15 protein-coding genes are annotated in these 16,009 nt (G+C 55.0%); 1 reads left to right on the top strand and 14 read right to left on the bottom strand.

Annotated elements, in window-relative coordinates; all coding sequences use genetic code 11:
• Positions 1–5: 5 nt before the first annotated feature.
• Entirely contained in the window at positions 6–1,700 is a 1,695-nt protein-coding gene (locus ACFX4U_RS16045) for an FKBP-type peptidyl-prolyl cis-trans isomerase N-terminal domain-containing protein (protein WP_313508501.1), read from the top strand.
• A 50-nt stretch (positions 1,701–1,750) separates the two neighbouring features.
• Here ACFX4U_RS16045 and emrB read toward each other — a convergent pair whose 3' ends face one another.
• The 14 genes from emrB to ACFX4U_RS15975 all read right to left on the bottom strand — a co-directional run bounded on the left by emrB (position 1,751) and on the right by ACFX4U_RS15975 (position 15,849).
• Complete coding sequence (gene emrB / locus ACFX4U_RS16040; protein WP_313508502.1) at positions 1,751–3,280, bottom strand: multidrug efflux MFS transporter permease subunit EmrB; 1,530 nt, start codon at positions 3,278–3,280, stop codon at positions 1,751–1,753.
• A gap of 15 nt (positions 3,281–3,295) precedes the next feature.
• Positions 3,296–4,540, bottom strand: a complete 1,245-nt coding sequence (gene emrA / locus ACFX4U_RS16035; RefSeq protein WP_340223696.1) for a multidrug efflux MFS transporter periplasmic adaptor subunit EmrA — start codon at positions 4,538–4,540, stop codon at positions 3,296–3,298.
• 50 nt (positions 4,541–4,590) lie between these two features.
• Positions 4,591–5,121 carry a transcriptional repressor MprA gene (mprA, locus tag ACFX4U_RS16030; protein WP_200552553.1) on the bottom strand — a complete coding sequence of 177 codons (531 nt, stop codon included), beginning with the start codon at positions 5,119–5,121 and terminating at the stop codon, positions 4,591–4,593.
• 90 nt (positions 5,122–5,211) lie between these two features.
• Positions 5,212–5,547, bottom strand: coding sequence for an L-valine transporter subunit YgaH (gene ygaH / locus ACFX4U_RS16025; RefSeq protein WP_305735221.1), 336 nt, complete (start codon positions 5,545–5,547; stop codon positions 5,212–5,214).
• Positions 5,537–6,283: an AzlC family ABC transporter permease gene (locus ACFX4U_RS16020; RefSeq protein WP_313508504.1), complete on the bottom strand. Its 747-nt coding sequence runs from the start codon at positions 6,281–6,283 to the stop codon at positions 5,537–5,539. The genes ygaH and ACFX4U_RS16020 overlap by 11 nt, the downstream gene beginning before the upstream one ends.
• A gap of 129 nt (positions 6,284–6,412) precedes the next feature.
• Positions 6,413–7,597 carry an MFS transporter gene (locus ACFX4U_RS16015; protein WP_200552556.1) on the bottom strand — a complete coding sequence of 395 codons (1,185 nt, stop codon included), beginning with the start codon at positions 7,595–7,597 and terminating at the stop codon, positions 6,413–6,415.
• Positions 7,598–7,810: 213 nt separating this feature from the next.
• A complete protein-coding gene (gene proX / locus ACFX4U_RS16010) occupies positions 7,811–8,812 on the bottom strand; it encodes a glycine betaine/L-proline ABC transporter substrate-binding protein ProX (RefSeq protein WP_065370247.1) in 1,002 nt (333 codons plus the stop codon).
• A gap of 58 nt (positions 8,813–8,870) precedes the next feature.
• A complete protein-coding gene (gene proW / locus ACFX4U_RS16005) occupies positions 8,871–9,935 on the bottom strand; it encodes a glycine betaine/L-proline ABC transporter permease ProW (RefSeq protein ID WP_313508505.1) in 1,065 nt (354 codons plus the stop codon).
• Entirely contained in the window at positions 9,928–11,130 is a 1,203-nt protein-coding gene (gene proV, locus ACFX4U_RS16000) for a glycine betaine/L-proline ABC transporter ATP-binding protein ProV (protein WP_086873714.1), read from the bottom strand. Before proV ends, proW begins: the two co-directional genes overlap by 8 nt.
• A 388-nt stretch (positions 11,131–11,518) precedes the next feature.
• A complete protein-coding gene (nrdF, locus tag ACFX4U_RS15995) occupies positions 11,519–12,481 on the bottom strand; it encodes a class 1b ribonucleoside-diphosphate reductase subunit beta (protein ID WP_313508507.1) in 963 nt (320 codons plus the stop codon).
• 10 nt (positions 12,482–12,491) lie between these two features.
• Complete coding sequence (nrdE, locus tag ACFX4U_RS15990; RefSeq protein WP_313508508.1) at positions 12,492–14,636, bottom strand: class 1b ribonucleoside-diphosphate reductase subunit alpha; 2,145 nt, start codon at positions 14,634–14,636, stop codon at positions 12,492–12,494.
• The gene (gene nrdI / locus ACFX4U_RS15985) at positions 14,609–15,019 is read right to left on the bottom strand and encodes a class Ib ribonucleoside-diphosphate reductase assembly flavoprotein NrdI (RefSeq protein WP_017459335.1); all 411 of its coding nucleotides are present in this window, start codon (positions 15,017–15,019) and stop codon (positions 14,609–14,611) included. Before nrdI ends, nrdE begins: the two co-directional genes overlap by 28 nt.
• Positions 15,016–15,261 carry a glutaredoxin-like protein NrdH gene (nrdH, locus tag ACFX4U_RS15980; RefSeq protein ID WP_313508510.1) on the bottom strand — a complete coding sequence of 82 codons (246 nt, stop codon included), beginning with the start codon at positions 15,259–15,261 and terminating at the stop codon, positions 15,016–15,018. The genes nrdI and nrdH overlap by 4 nt, the downstream gene beginning before the upstream one ends.
• A gap of 261 nt (positions 15,262–15,522) precedes the next feature.
• Entirely contained in the window at positions 15,523–15,849 is a 327-nt protein-coding gene (locus tag ACFX4U_RS15975; protein WP_017459337.1) for a DUF883 domain-containing protein, read from the bottom strand.
• Between the last annotated feature and the right edge of the window lie 160 nt (positions 15,850–16,009).

Here is a 16,009-nt window from a genome sequence, read left to right as displayed (position 1 = left end):
AACTCGTGGAGTTGCGGCGTGAAGCAGAAACGCTGCGCAAAAAACAGATCTCAGCAACGCCCATACAGCAAAAAAATAACGCAGGCGACGATAGCAAACAGCCGCCGCCGATCATTAGCAGTGAAAATAAGCAGCTACAACAACAGCTGCAGGCCAGCGAGAAGCAACTTGCCGAAGCGAATAATAAACGTGAAGAGGCAAATAATAACCTTGATGCCGCCGCGAAAAAGATGAGTGAGCAGGCGCTAAGTATTACGACATTGAAAGATGAGTTGCAGCAGCGCAGCGAAGAAAAATCACAGGCGGAACAGCAGCTGGCGGAAGCGAAAAAGCAGGGCGCAGATCTCAGTGCGAAGCTGCAGCAGGTGGCAACGAAAACCGCTGAGCAGGAAAAGCAACTTGCCGCGCTGGAAGCGACGCTGAAACAGCGCAGCGAAGAAAAATCGCAGGCGGAACAGCAACTGGCGGAAGCGAAAAAGCAGGGTGCGGAGCTCAGCACAAAGCTGCAGCAGGCGGCAACGAAAACCGCTGAGCAGGAAAAGCAGCTTGCCGAGGCGAATAAAAAACGCGACGAGATAACCAGCCAGCTCGCTGCCGCCACGAAACAGGCTGGCGGGCAGACATCCCACATCGCTACGCTGGAAGCGACGCTGAAACAGCGCAGCGAAGAAAAATCGCAGACGGAGCAGCAACTGGCGGAAGCGAAAAAGCAGGGCGCGGAGCTCAGCGCGAAGCTGCAACAGGCGGCCACAAAAACCGTAGAACAGGAAAAGCAGCTTGCTGAGGCGAATAAAAAGCGCGACGAGATAAGCAGCCAGCTCGCTGCCGCCACAAAACAAGCCGCAGATCAACAAAGCCAGCTTGCCGAGGCGAATAAAAAGCGCGATGAAATAACCAACCAGTTCGCTGCTGCCACCAAACAAGCGGCAGAGCAGACATCGCACATTGCCGCGCTGGAAGCGAAATTAAAGCAGAGCGGCGAAGAGAAGGCGCAAATGGAACAGCAACTCGCTGCTGTGAAGAGTGCGCCAGCTGCGGCGGAAAATGGGGCGGGTAAAGCGAATTCACCGGCATTCTCGCTGGCGGCGGATAAGTCTGAACTTGCGCGCGTCAACTATGCGTGGGGCGTCTGGTTTGCGGCAAAAGTTCAGCTTGAAAGCGAAACGCTGAAAGACATTGGTCAACAATTTATGCCGCAGGCTTTTCTGCAAGGCTTGCAGGATAAATTTGCGGGCAGTCTGCAAATGCCGAATGCCGATCTTGAAAAGGTCCTCACTACGCTCAACAAGCAGGTAGACGATGCGCGGCAACGCGAAATAACCCGCAACAAGAAGCAAGGGCAGCAGTTGTTGGCCGATGCGGCGAAGCTAAAGGGCGCGGTGCGGGCAGATAACGGCGTGGTCTATTTGGTTGAAAAACGTGGGCCAGGCGCCGCTATTGGCGATACCGATGTCATCCGTTTCAAAGTGGATGAAAAGGTCAGCTCCGGGCAGGTTCTCGCACAGAACGAAGTCAATACGGCGCGCGTGAGCGAACTGCCGATGGTGATGCGTGCTGGCGTAAAAAAACTGGTCGTGGGTGGACGAGTGAAGATTTATGTTCCCACCGAGTTGGCTTACGGTGAGGAAGGAATACCTGGCGCGGTGCCGCCCGGCGTGACTTCCGTCATGACGCTGGAAGTCCTCGGCATTGAGAAGTAAAACAAGCAGTCAAAAAATCGCCTCCATTAAGGAGGCGATTTGCTTTTAGGTTAATGCGCGCCGCCGCCGCCCGCGCCAAATGGCGGTTTGGCAAACCACACCAGCCCCAGCAAGATCAGGAACACCCCCGCAGAGAACCAGAAAATCTCATTGGCCGAGATAATCAGCCCCTGATTGGTTATCTGCTGCGCTATCCAGCCGGAAGCCTGTTGCTGCGACATGCCCATCCCCTGCAGCTGGTTATAGATTTCCTGCGAGTTCGGATTGTACGGGTTGACCGACTCCGTAAGCTGCGCATGGTGCATCGATTCCCGGTTCGTCCACAGCGTCGTGGTGATCGAGGTTCCGATCGAGCCCGCCAGCGTACGCGCAAAGTTCGACAGGCTCGACGCTGCTGCCAGCCGTTCCGGTGGCAAACCGGAAAGAGTAATAGTCGTCAATGGCATAAAGAAGCACGCCACCGCGAAACCCTGAATGAACTGAGGCCACGCCGAAGCGCCGAAATCCATGCCCGGCTCGAAGGTATACGCACGCCAGTAGAAGCACACCGCGTACATGATAAAGCTGAACGTCACCAGACGGCGCATATCCAGCTTATGCGCGAAGCGGCCAATAATTGGCGACAGCAGCACCGGTATCACGCCAACCGGCGCGGAAGCCAGCCCCGCCCAGGTCGCGGTATAGCCATACACTTCCTGCAACAGCTGCGGTAACAACACAATCGCGCCGAAATAGAGCATATAGGCAAGGCTGATACACAAACAGCCGATGGTAAAGTTGCGCGACTTAAACAGCGACAGATCGACTATCGGGTTATCGTCGGTCAACTCCCATACCACCAGGAAACTTATCGACACCACGGCGACAATCGTCAGCACGACGATCTCCGTCGAGTTAAACCAGTCGAGCTCTTTACCCTGGTCGAGCATCACTTGCAGGCTACCGATACCGACGACCAGCAGCGCCAGCCCTACGCCATCAATGCGCCGCTGCTCGGTACGCGTTTCGCGCCCACGCAGGCTTTGCAGCGTCAGCAACACCACCAGCGCACCGATCGGTACGTTGATAAAGAAGATCCAACCCCAGTGGTAGTTATCGCTGATATAACCGCCGAGGATCGGCCCACAAATCGGCGCGACGATCACCGTCATTGACCACAGCGCCAGCGCGATAGAGCGCTTGGCGGGCGGATAGTTGCTGAGCAACAAGCTCTGTGACAGCGGGATCAGCGGTCCGGCGACGATACCCTGGATCACGCGAAAGAAGATAAGCATCCCCAGGCTGTTGGAGACGCCGCACGCCCAGGAGGCGATAGCGAAGGCGACGGTAGACCAGAGAAACAGCTTCACTTCCCCAACGCGTTTCGCCAGCCAGCCGGTGATCGGAATCGAGATGGCGTTCGCCACCCCGAACGAGGTGATCACCCACGTACCCTGGCTCAGCGAGGAGCCAAGGTTTCCGGCAATAGTCGGAATAGCAACGTTAGCGATGGTCGAGTCCAGCACCTGCATGAAGGTCGCAAGCGACAACGCAATGGTCATAATGACCAGCTGCGCGCCTTCCAGCGGTTTCTGTTGCATTGCACTCACCTCAGATTAACCGGCGTTGGCTTTCACGATGTTTTCGATCAACGTGTTGACCGGCTCAAGGCTGATTTCCCGGGCGTTGCTTTCATAAGCCGGGCTGGTGCGCACCTGGCTTGCCAGCACCTGACCTTCACGATCGGCGGTATCCACTTTCACCAGCGTGGAAAGACCAATACGCAGCGGATGATCGGCAAGCTGTTTGGCATCCAGCTCAATACGCACCGGCAGACGCTGAACCACTTTGATCCAGTTACCGGTGGCGTTTTGCGCAGGCAGCAGCGAGAACGCACTGCCGGTTCCCATATCCAGACCGACCACTTTACCGGTGTACTTCACTTCATCGCCGTAAATGTCGCTGATGATGGTGGCACTCTGGCCAATACGCATATGCGCAAGTTGCGTCTCTTTAAAGTTCGCATCCACCCACAAATTGCTGGCTGGAACGACTGCCATCAGCGCGGTCGAGGTGGTGATCTGCGCGCCAGGCTGTACGGCACGGCGGGAAACGTAGCCGGTGATTGGGCTGACGATTTTCGTCCGTTGCAGCGCCAGCCAGCTATTGCGAACTTCGGTCGCTGCTTGTTTTACCGCCGGTTGATCTTCCAGACGGGTATCAAGCACGATGGCCTGGTTAGCGTTGTATTGCTGAATGGCGACATCCAGCTCTGCTTGTGCGCTGGCCACGGCGTCACGGGCGTGTTGCAGCTCTTCGCGGCCAATCAGGTTGGCACTGCCGAGCGGCACGCGGCGGTTAAAATCGCTCTGCGCCTGGGCGAGGGCGGTTTTTTTCAGCTCAATGCTCGCCTGCAGCTGTTTGCTGTTGATGATTGACTGGCGGGTCTGGCGCACGCTGCTTGCCAGCGCGGTTTGTGCTTTTTCAAACGCCTGCTGCGCATCTGTCGCGTCCAGCGTCACCAGCACATCACCCTGTTTAACGAAATCGGTGTTATCGGCCCAGACTTTCGTCACGCTGCCGGACACCTGCGCCATGATTTGCACCTGGTTCCCTGCCACGTACGCGTCATCGGTCTCCTCGACGTGACGCAGTACCAAAAACCAATAAATCCCGTATGCCACGGCAATAACAATAAAGAGCAAGGTCAGCAGAAGAAGGGTACTTTTACGTTTGCCTTTCTTTTTGACCGGTTGCTGCGGGGTTTGACTCTCCGCATTTGCGCTCATGCTTTTCTCCACGATCTTCTTATTTTCATCCCGGCAAACGCCGGCCTGTTTTTGCCAAAAAAGCCAGTAGATACTGGCTCTTCAGTATTTTTATATCCTGGATATTCGAGCGTCTTATCGCGTTAGCGCAACGCCTCGAGAATGACGTCGTCTTCTTCCATCTGGTCGAGACGCGTCAGGAGTTTTCGGGTGATATGCTCAAGCTGATCTTTTTCGCCAACGCTCAGCGAAGACCAAAGTTGATGCAGGCAGTTATGCTGCGGGGGCAGAACCTGGCGCAGGAACTCATGACCTTTATCGGTCAACTGCAGGTGCAGACAGCGGCGATCGTTATCGCTTTCGCGACGCTCAATCCAGCCGCGCTTTTCCAGCTCATCGGCAATGCGTGTCGCATTGGTACGGGATGATCCCAGCGCGCTACTCAGCTCAGAAGGCTGAATACTGTGATTTTCCTGAGATTCCAGGGTAATCAGCGCCATAAACAATGTCTCGTTAATGCCCTGCGCTTTCAGCATCTTATTGCGGTTTTCCAGCAGCTTGCCTTGCATATGCATACACAGGCGGGTTAACAGAATTTCCTGAAACGGGAAATCTTCATAGCGGCTGGCGCGAAACTTAAGCATTTGTTCAATGGGCGTAAACGAACTATCCATTTGGGTATAACCTCATTAATTGCAGTCGATATAGTAACGACAGTGACAAATAAAGTAAATGTATTATTTGTAGTAATAAATTTGCCTTATCTATGCTTCTGTCAGGAGTTTCCAGACGATTCCGTACGCGAAAGCGCTCAGTAGCGTGGGGAGAATAATGCTGCGTGTTTTCCAGAAGCTCACGCCGAGTACGGCGAAACCGGCAAGCGTTGGCAGCAGGCGGCGACTGTCGGCAGCGATTTCCGGCACGCAGGAGACCACCAGCAGCGCGCAGATAGACGCAATGCCAATGGTGTCCAAAAATACACCGCTCACGCCGCGTTTCGCCGGGCGCGACTGTCCGGCGCGAAGACGCAACGGCAGATAACGGAATAAAAAATTGACGCAGCCCACCAGCAGGCCGAGCAGCAGCACCTCATTGCGCATCAGGTGCTCCTTGATAAAACGCCTGTACCAGCGCGGCCAGGCAGCCGGCGAAAATCCCGGTCAGAATCGCGGCAGGAATAGAAAACAGCGTGACGCCCGCCAGTGCACCGAGCAGTGCTGCCGTGACGGTACTTAGCTGGCGACGCTGGAACGAGGCGAGCAGGAAACTCATAAATAGCGCGGGCAACATAAACCCTAACGCCGATTCCACCGCCGGGTAACCATCCAGCAGTCCGTCGCCGGAAAACGCGCCCAACAGCGTGCCCGCCACCCAGGAAAGCCAGGAAAATAAGGCGATGCCGATCATCCAGTTTTCGCTCCATCGGCGGTTATCACGCACCAGCTTCGCGGTGGCGGCGGCAAATACCTCATCCGTCAGGCCAAAAGCCCAGACGGCCGTTTTGCGGTTTTTGAGCGGTTGCAGAATACGGCTGCGCAGCGACGGGCCATAAAGCACGTGGCGAACATCCATGGCCATTACGGTCAGCGCGGCAACCCATAATGCGCTACCTGCGGCAAGCATGGTGGTGATGACGAACTGACTGGCACCCGCATAAATAATGCAGGAGAAGAAAACGCTTTCGAGTGGGGTAAAACCGAGTTTGGTGGCATTCATGCCAAAGGCAAACGCAACGGGGACGTAGCTCAAAACGATGGGAAGGCTGTCTTTGATACCTTCCAGAAATGTCGCGCTCTGGTCAGACGTGCTCTTTGTTGCGGTTACTGAACTATCCATATCCATAATGTTTGTTATATATCACCCACGTTAATATAACCGGGATAAACAAGTCCCATAACCTTAACAGACTGAGGGACTCGTTAACACCCCGGTGTTCCTACGAAACGTGCAAACGTGGGTGGTTGTTTACATTGCCGCCTCCTGGCGGTGAAATCCTCGCCACCAAACCAGCAGATTCAGCAGCGCCAGTACGCTACCCGCGAGACAAACCCCAGTCCAGCCTGCGTGTTGCCAGGCGGAGGCGGAGATCAGCGAGCCCGCCGCGCCGCCAATAAAATAGCTGGTCATATACCCGGCGGTCAGGCGGTTTCGCGCGTCCGGTTTCACGCGATAGATAACCGTCTGGTTGGTGATATGCACCCCCTGCACGGTGAGATCCAGCACGATAATGCCAATAATCAAGGCGATAACCGAGCTGTGTCCAAGCCAGATAGCCACCCAGGAGAGCAGCAACAGAATCAGGCCGCCGGTGGTGGTGAGATGGGAATGACCCCGATCCGCCAGCCCACCGGCCTGCCGCGCACCGAGTGCGCCTGCTGCGCCCACCAGGCCAAACAGGCCGATCGTCGCCTCGGAGAACTGAAACGGCGGTGAAGCCAGCAAAAACGCCATTGAGGTCCATAAAATGCTGAAGTTCGCAAAGCTCAGGCAGCCAAGCATTGCCCGGGTACGTAACAGTTTGTCGCCGGCAAACAGGCCAAATACCGAACCCAGCAGTTGCGGGTAATTAAGGTGATTCTCTTGCTTGATTTTCGGCAGTCCGCGCCACAGCGCCAGCGCCATCAGCACCATTAACACACTGGCGACCCAGTAAACCGTGCGCCAGCCGCCGAGGCTTGCGAGTAAGCCGGCAACGGTGCGCGCCAGCAAAATGCCGAGCAGCAGACCGCTCATAATCGTGCCCACCACTTTGCCGCGTTTGTCCGGGGTTGCCAGCGTGGCGGCCAGCGGTACGAGAATTTGCGCCACCACGGAAAACAGCCCGGTCAGCGCGGTGCCGAGGATCATCAGACCGAGCGATGAACTACTGGCGGTGATCAACATGCCGCCTGCCGACAGCAGTGTCATCAGCACAATCAGCGAACGTCGTTCGAACATATCGCCAAGCGGCACGAGAAATAACAGCCCAGCGGCGTAGCCAAGCTGGGCGGCGGTGACGATAAATCCGGCCTGGTTGGGCGTGAGTGAAAAGGCGTGGGCGATGGTATCGAGGAGCGGTTGCGCATAGTAGTTGCTGGCAACGGCGAGGCCGGTGGCAACGGACATCAGCGCAATCAGCGCCGGGCTAAGGCCCTGGTTCGGTGTGGTCATTGGCGTTGTAAGTCAGGTATGTTTTTCCAGACAATCATCATAGCCAATAGATTGAATTTTGTGAGGAAGATCGCGTGTCGGAACGTGCGGTGACGTACCCTGTCAGGCGAACAGGCGAACAGGCGAACAGGCGAACAGACGGGCAGAGCCTGAATAAGCAAAAGCGCCATCGGCAAAAACCGATGGCGCTTTGGGAAGGCTTATCGCAACAGGTTATTTCTGCGCGGCAAGCGCCTCTTTGATCCAGCCGTCGAACTGCTGCTGGTGCGCTTTGATCCAGCCATCAACGTGACCCTGAATATCCGCTTCAGACGATTTGCCCGCATGCATCATGGCGTTTTCGGCATTAATATCGGCCAGCGGCAGTTTCATCACCGCGAAAAGTTTTGCAGCAGCCGGGTTTTTCTCAGCCCAGGCTTTGTTGGCAACAATATGCATGGTGTTCACCGGGAAACCGTAGTTCATGCCGTTTGGCAGTTTGGTGTCGATATCTTTCTGTTCCCCCGGTAGAGAAGAGAACGGGACCTGAAGCCAGACCACATCTTTACCCGGTTTCAGCACGTCGCTTACCCAGTACGGTGTCCAGGTGTAATAGAGCACCGGTTTGCCCTCTTTGAAGCGGGTAATGGTATCCGCCATCATCGCCGAGTAGTTCCCGTGGCTAACGGTGACGGTGTTTTCCAGACCGTAAGCCTGATGCTGGTGGTTAATAACTGCTTCGCAGCCCCAGCCCGGTGAGCAACCCATCATGTCGGCTTTGCCGTCGCCGTTACCGTCAAACAATTTGGCGATTTTCGGATCTTTTAGCTGCTCAATGTTGGTGATGTGATATTTCTCGGCGGTTTTCTTATCGATCAAATATCCTTGCGCCGCGCCGGTGACATAGGTGCCTTCACGGTAGAATTTTTTGTCGCCCCCGGCGGCGGCATACATGTCGTCATGCAGTGGTTGCCAGTTGACGGCGGTAAAAGTCACATCGCCCGCCGCCATTGAGGTGTAACCCACGTTGTAATCCACTTCGTCCGGGGTATTCACGGTATAACCGAGTTTTTCCAGAGCGCGGCTCACCAGCAATGTCTGGAAGCTCTCTTCGGCGATAGTGCTTTGAAATGGCTTGACGGTGATGCCTTTGCCTGGCAGTTCTGCGTCCGCAGCAAATGCACTGGTAGAGACAAGGGTGGCAAACGCTGTGGCAAAAAGTACGCTATGTCGCATCGTTGTTCCTTATTGTTCAGGTGGGATACTGCTGCCCGGCGAGTTGCCGGGCGACAGATTATTTAGCGAAAGGGCGGGTCAGCAGACCCAGCGGGCCGGTTTGATACCAGCGACGATTTCCGCGGCTGCGGGAATCGCGACCAACAGCCTGCGTCAGGCGGTCGAGAATGATGGCGAGGATAACAATCCCCACGCCGCCAACGGTGGCAAGCCCCATATCAAGGCGGCCAATGCCGCGCAGTACCATCTGGCCAAGCCCGCCAACGGCGATCATTGAGGCGATCACTACCATGGAGAGGGCAAGCATCAACGTCTGGTTAATTCCCGCCATAATGGTGGGCATGGCCAGCGGTAACTGTACTTTAAACAACATCTGGCGCGGGCTTGCGCCAAATGAGCGCGAGGCTTCAATCAAATCGGCCGGCACCTGGTTAATGCCGAGAATGGTCAGGCGCACCACCGGCGGCAGGGCGAAGATAATGGTCACTACCACGCCCGGCACATTGCCGATACCAAACAGCATCACAATCGGCACCAGGTAGACAAATGCTGGAGTCGTCTGCATCGCATCCAGCAACGGGCGAACGATTTTCGCCGCGCGCTGACTGCGTGCCAGCCAGATCCCCATTGGCAAGCCGATCACCACGCAGAACAGCAGCGCGGTCAGCACCAGCGCTAATGTCACCATCGCCTGCGACCAGGCACCGATGGCGCCAATGGCAATCAGCGACACCAGCGTGGCAATGCCCATTCCGGCGCTACTCATCTGCCAGGCGATCAGCGAGAAAAGAATAATCGCCACCGGCGCGGGCATGCCCAGCAGCATCTGCTGGAACGCACTGAGGATGTAATCCACCGGTACGCGAATGCCCTGAAACAGCGGGCGGAAGTGCATCACCACCCAGTCGATCGCCTGCGTTACCCAGCTATCGAGCGGGATCAGCGTTTTATGGAACGGGTCCATAATATTGAAGTGTTCCGGCGCGGGCGTTGGTGCGCTGTGCAGCCAGTCTGCGCTGCTGCCATCGGTTGGTGCGCTACTGCCGCCGCCCCAGGCATCCGCAGACTGCGCGGCGTTGTCGGTTGCTGGTGCGCTATCCCACGGGTTGTTTTGATCAGCCATTGTTTGCCCCCTCGCGATCTAAAGCCTGCAGCAGCATCCGTTTGGAGATGATGCCCACATACTGTTGCTCTTCACCGACCACCGGCACGGCGCAGGGCGCTTGCCCAACGTGGGAGAGCAATTCGCTGAGCGGCGTTTCGGCATCCACCGCAAGCGGGGAGTCGATTAACGCCGCCTCGATCCCCTGGCTTTGACCGAGCGCCTCTTTCAGGGAGTCGATGGAGACAACGCCGACAAATTTATTGCCGCGTTCAATCACATAACCGAATTCACGGTCTTCATCCTGCAACAGTTTCAACGCCGAACGCGGGCCGAAGCCGGGCGTTTTGCGAATTAGCCCGACAGGCGTTCGACGCGCAATATCTTTGGCGCTAAATACCTGACTAATATCCACGCCGCGGAAGAAGGTGCGCACATAATCATTAGCCGGATTATTCAATATTTCATCCGGCGTGCCGACCTGTACCACTTCACCGTTTTGCATAATGGCAATTCTGTCGCCAATACGCATTGCTTCATCGAGATCGTGGGAAATAAATACAATGGTGCGCTGGTGTTTGGCCTGAAGCTTTACCAGTTCATCCTGCATTTCGGTGCGAATTAATGGATCGAGCGCGGAGAAGGCTTCATCCATTAATAAGATATCGGGGTTGATGGCTAATGCGCGCGCCAGACCAACACGCTGGCGCATACCGCCAGAAAGTTCATCCGGATAACTGTGTGCATAATTCTCCAGCCCAACCTGACGCAGCGCGTCCAGCGCTTTTTCCTGGCGTTCTTGCGCCGGAATACCGGCCAATTCCATGCCAAAGGCGGCATTATCCAGCACCGTCATATGGGGCATTAGCGCAAATGACTGGAAGACCATCGCAATCTTTTTCCTGCGCACCTCGCGTAATTCGGCGTCTGATATTTTGGCGATATCCACGCCGTCAATCAGCACCTGTCCGCGGGTGGGTTCAATCAGGCGATTGAGAAGGCGTACCATAGTGGATTTACCCGATCCGGATAACCCCATGATGACAAATATCTCGCCTTCTTCAATGGCCAGACTGGCGTCTTTCACGCCAAGCGACAGACCCGTTTTTTCCAGAATTTGTTCTTTCGAAAGTCCTTTTTCAATATATTTGAAAGCCCGCTGGGGATGCTCGCCAAATATCTTATAAAGGTTTTTAACTTCTAATTTAATTGCCATGCAATAATAGAGTTCCTGTTATTTATTGTGTCGATATCGTACCTGGTGAGAATAATTGACTGGATATACCCTAGCATACTCAGAATCTGAGACAACCCTGAATTTCCCGTCTTTAAGAATTTGCTTAAGCGATAATTGCCGCCATTTCCCATGAAATAAGGGCTGGCGGCAGATGAGATTTTTTTGAAATTCATCGGGAAATCGCACCTGAATAGTGCTGATTCAGATGAAAATGACGAGACAATTACAGTGTAGAAGCTGAAGGGATATTGTGCCGGGAAATCGCGAAGGCATTATTGAAATAATAATATCCTTTTTTCGTGGCGGGTTATTTTAAATGCAATATTTACGGGAATATCCCTCTCCCGATGGGGAGAGGAGATAAAGATCAAAAGTTCCAGTCTTCGTCTTCGGTTTCGACGGCTTTACCCATCACATAGGATGAGCCGGAGCCGGAAAAGAAGTCGTGGTTTTCATCGGCATTTGGCGAGAGCGCGGACAAAATTGCCGGGTTGACGTCGGCCATTTCCGGTGGGAATAACGGCTCGTAACCGAGGTTCATCAGCGCTTTGTTGGCGTTGTAACAGAGAAACGCTTTTACATCCTCGGCCCAGCCGCTATCGGCGTACAGATCGTCGGTGTAACTGAGCTCGTTCTCGTAGAGATCCATCAGCAGATCCAGCGCGAAAGTTTTCAACCCCTCGCGTTTTTCTGCGCTCACTTTTTCCAGCCCTTTCTGATACTTATAACCGATGTAGTAGCCGTGCACCGCTTCATCGCGAATGATCAGGCGAATCAAATCAGCGGTATTAGTGAGCTTGCCGCGGCTCGACCAGTACATCGGCAGCCAGAAACCGGAATAGAAGAGGAACGATTCCAGAAACACGCTGGCGATTTTCTTTTTCAGCGGCTCATCGGCGTGGTAATAATGCAAAATCAGTTGCGCTTTGCGCTGCAATGCGGGGTTTTCTTCGCTCCAGGCGTAGGCGGCATCGACATCTTTGGTCTGGCACAGCGTAGAGAAAATAGAGCTGTAAGAGCGGGCGTGCACCGCCTCCATAAAGCTGACATTCGACAACACCGCCTCTTCGTGCGGGGTTAACGCGTCCGCCATCAACGCGGGTGCGCCGACGGTGTTCTGAATGGTGTCGAGCAACGTCAGACCGGTAAACACGCGGATGGTAAGCTGCTGTTCTGCCGGGCTTAGCGTCTGCCAGGCGGGAATGTCGTTCGACAGCGGCACCTTTTCCGGCAGCCAGAAGTTGCTGGTCAGGCGGTTCCACACTTCCAGGTCTTTATCGTCCTGGATTTTGTTCCAGTTCACCGCGCTGACGCGTGATAGTTGGCTCATCCTTTTCTCCTTACAACGCGCAGGACACGCAGCCCTGGATTTCGGTGCCTTCCAGCGCAAGCTGGCGCAGGCGAATGTAATACAGCGACTTGATGCCTTTTTTCCAGGCGTAAATCTGCGCTTTGTTGATATCGCGGGTGGTGGCGGTGTCTTTAAAGAACAGCGTCAGCGATAACCCCTGATCCACATGGCGCGTGGCTTCGGCGTAGGTATCAATGATCTTTTCCGGCCCGATGTCGTAGGCGTCTTCGTACAGCGCCAGGTTGTCGTTGGTCATAAACGGCGCCGGGTAGTAAACGCGCCCGATTTTGCCCTCTTTGCGGATCTCAATTTTCGACACAATCGGGTGAATGCTTGATGTCGCGTGATTGATATACGAGATCGATCCGGTGGGCGGCACCGCCTGCAAGTTCTGGTTATAGATCCCGTAGCGCATCACATCGTCACGCAGTTGTTGCCACATCTCACGGGTTGGGATGGTGATGCCAGCACGTGCAAACAGCGCCCGCACTTTTTCCGTTTTCGGTTGCCAGTCGCCTTCAAGGTACTGGTTGAAATACTCGCCGCTGGCGTAGCGCGAGGCCGGGAAACCGGCAAAATGCTGACCGCGTTCGCGGGCGATCATCATTGAGGTATGCAGTGCATGCCAGGTGATGGTGTAGAAATAGAAATTGGTAAAATCGAGTCCTTCCGGGCTGCCGTAGGCGATGCCTTCGCGCGCCAGATAACCGTGCAGGTTCATCTGTCCAAGCCCGATGGCGTGCGAGGCGGCATTGCCGTTTTCCACCGAGGGCACCGAGCGGATATGGCTCATGTCGGACACGGCGGTTAAACCGCGAATGGCGGTTTCCACCGTGCGGCCAAAGTCCGGGGAATCCATGGTGTGCGCAATGTTCAGCGAGCCAAGGTTACAGGAGATATCGCGCCCGGTGTCGGCGTAATCGAGGTTCTCATCAAAGGTCGAGGCGCTGTTCACCTGCAAAATTTCCGAGCACAGGTTGCTCATGTTAATGCGCCCGGCAATCGGGTTGGCACGGTTAACCGTATCTTCAAACATGATGTACGGGTAGCCGGATTCAAACTGAATTTCCGCCAGCGTCTGGAAGAAATCACGGGCGTTAATGTAGCTTTTACGCACGCGTTCGTCGGCCAGCAATTGCTCGTACATCTCGCTGATAGCAACGTCGCCGAACGGTTTACCGTATAAACGCTCGACATCATAAGGCGAGAACAGCGCCATTTCGGCGTTCTCTTTCGCCAGACGGAAAGTGATATCCGGGATCACCACACCCAGCGACAGGGTTTTGATACGGATTTTCTCGTCGGCGTTTTCGCGCTTGGTGTCGAGAAAACGCAGAATATCCGGGTGATGCGCGTGCAGATAGACCGCGCCTGCGCCCTGTCGTGCGCCGAGCTGGTTGGCATAGGAAAAGGCATCTTCCAGCATTTTCATCACCGGGATCACCCCGGAAGACTGGTTTTCAATGCGCTTGATCGGTGCGCCAGCTTCACGCAAGTTGGAGAGCAGAAATGCCACGCCGCCACCGCGTTTGGAAAGCTGCAACGCGGAATTCACCGCGCGGCCAATCGACTCCATATTGTCTTCAATGCGTAACAGGAAGCAGGAGACCAGCTCGCCACGCTGCTGTTTGCCGCAGTTGAGGAACGTTGGCGTCGCGGGCTGAAAACGACCCGAGAGGATCTCGGTAGTTAACTGGCGCGCCAGCGTTTTATCGCCCTGCGCTAGCGTCAGTGCCACCATGCAGGCGCGATCTTCGAAGTGTTCAAGATAGCGTTTACCATTGAAGGTTTTTAGCGTGTAGCTGGTGTAAAACTTCCATGCACCGAGAAAGGTCTGGAAGCGGAAACCGCTGGTATGCGCATCGGCAATCAGATCGACGACGAACGCACGGTCGTAACGGGCTAACACGCTGTCGTCGTAATAACCTTCTGCCACCAGCCAGTTCAGACGTTCATCCTGGCTGTTAAACGTCACGGTATTCGGGCGCACATGGGTTGCCATAAAGGCGTCCACCGCCTCGCGGTCTTTATCAAACTGAATGCGGCCGCCTTTATCATAAAGATTCAGCATCGCATTCAGCGCGTGGAAATCGGGCGCGGATTGCATCACGCGCTCTGCGGTTGTCGTAGCCAAAATTCGCTTACTCCTTTACGCACGTTGTCGATGTCCTGTTGGGTGCCCATCAACTCAAAACGATACAGATACGGCACGGCGCATTTTTGCGATATCACATCGCCTGCGCGACCAAATGCTTCGCCGAAGTTACGATTGCCGGAGGCGATCACGCCGCGAATCAACGCGCGGTTGTGCGGATCGTTTAAAAAGCGGATCACCTGGCGGGGAACTGCGCCTGCCGTGCCGCCGCCACCATAACTGGGCACCACCAGGATATAGGGTTCGCCTACCTGGATGCGCTCACGCTCATTAAGCGGAATACGCACGGCCGGCAGCCCGAGACGCGCGATAAAACGCTGCGTGTTTTCCGAGCTGCTGGAGAAGTAGACGAGGGTGCTCATGCGCTGGCGACGCTCGGCGCGGCGTGTAAGCGGTTAATCATATCCGGGCGGAAACCGGACCATGTTGTTTCCCCGGCGACAACCACCGGTAACTGACGAAAGCCCATCGCACGCAGCTCATCTGCCGCTTCCGGCACGTGGTCAACGTTCACCATTTCGAACGCCAGACCACGGCTTTCCATCGCGCGTTTGGTGGCGTGGCACTGAACACAATCATTTCGAATGTAAATGGTAATGCGCATAATTCGTATTTCCGTCTAAAATGGATTGGCGGCGCGAAGGTTCGCGTCAGTTAGTGTGTGTGTTACCGATCTGAATACTAGATGTAGTTATTTAAAGATGCAACCACACAATATATAGGAAATTGTCATAGGCTTTGCCCGGAGGATAGAAACAATGGGTAAGGGCAGTGTGTACGCGTTTCGTACAAAAAAGGGCGATGTGCAGGCAAATAAAAACCCCTGCGGGGGAAACCGGCAGGGGTTGAGTCGTGCGGAAATCCGTTAGCGTCGCAAGCTCAGCAGCGCGCCAAGAAAAATACCGACCGCGGCGGCAGCGCCAACGCTGCACCAGGGTTTGTCTTTCACAAACGTATCGGCACAACCCACGGCATCTCTCGCCGCTTGTTGCACACGGCTGCGGCCATGCATGCGTGCACGGGTCTCTTTCAGCAAGGCCTGTGCTTTACGGCGGGCGCTTTCCGCTTCGTCTTTCGCGTCGCTGCCCCAGGATTTCAGCACGGCTTCAAGGCTGTCAGCGAGCTGGTTAACATCGTGGTTAATATCCTCAACACCTTCATCTACGTCACGGCGATTCGGTCTGTTAAACATAGGATCCTCCCTCGTTTTCGATGTGAATTTTAGTTTAGACCATAATTTTCAAGGCCAGACGGCAATCACGCCTTTCAGGTTCGTTTGTGGAATTTTCTGAGTCACGGTCCATGCTCAGTCATGTAAGGTGGCGAGGCTTTGGAAAGATGACGAGGAAAAT

The organism is Kosakonia sp. YIM B13588 (genome assembly GCF_042788165.1).
Lineage (GTDB): Bacteria > Pseudomonadota > Gammaproteobacteria > Enterobacterales > Enterobacteriaceae > Kosakonia > Kosakonia sacchari.
Note: the sequence above shows the minus strand (reverse complement) of the source record. Positions and strands in the feature narration are given on the sequence as shown.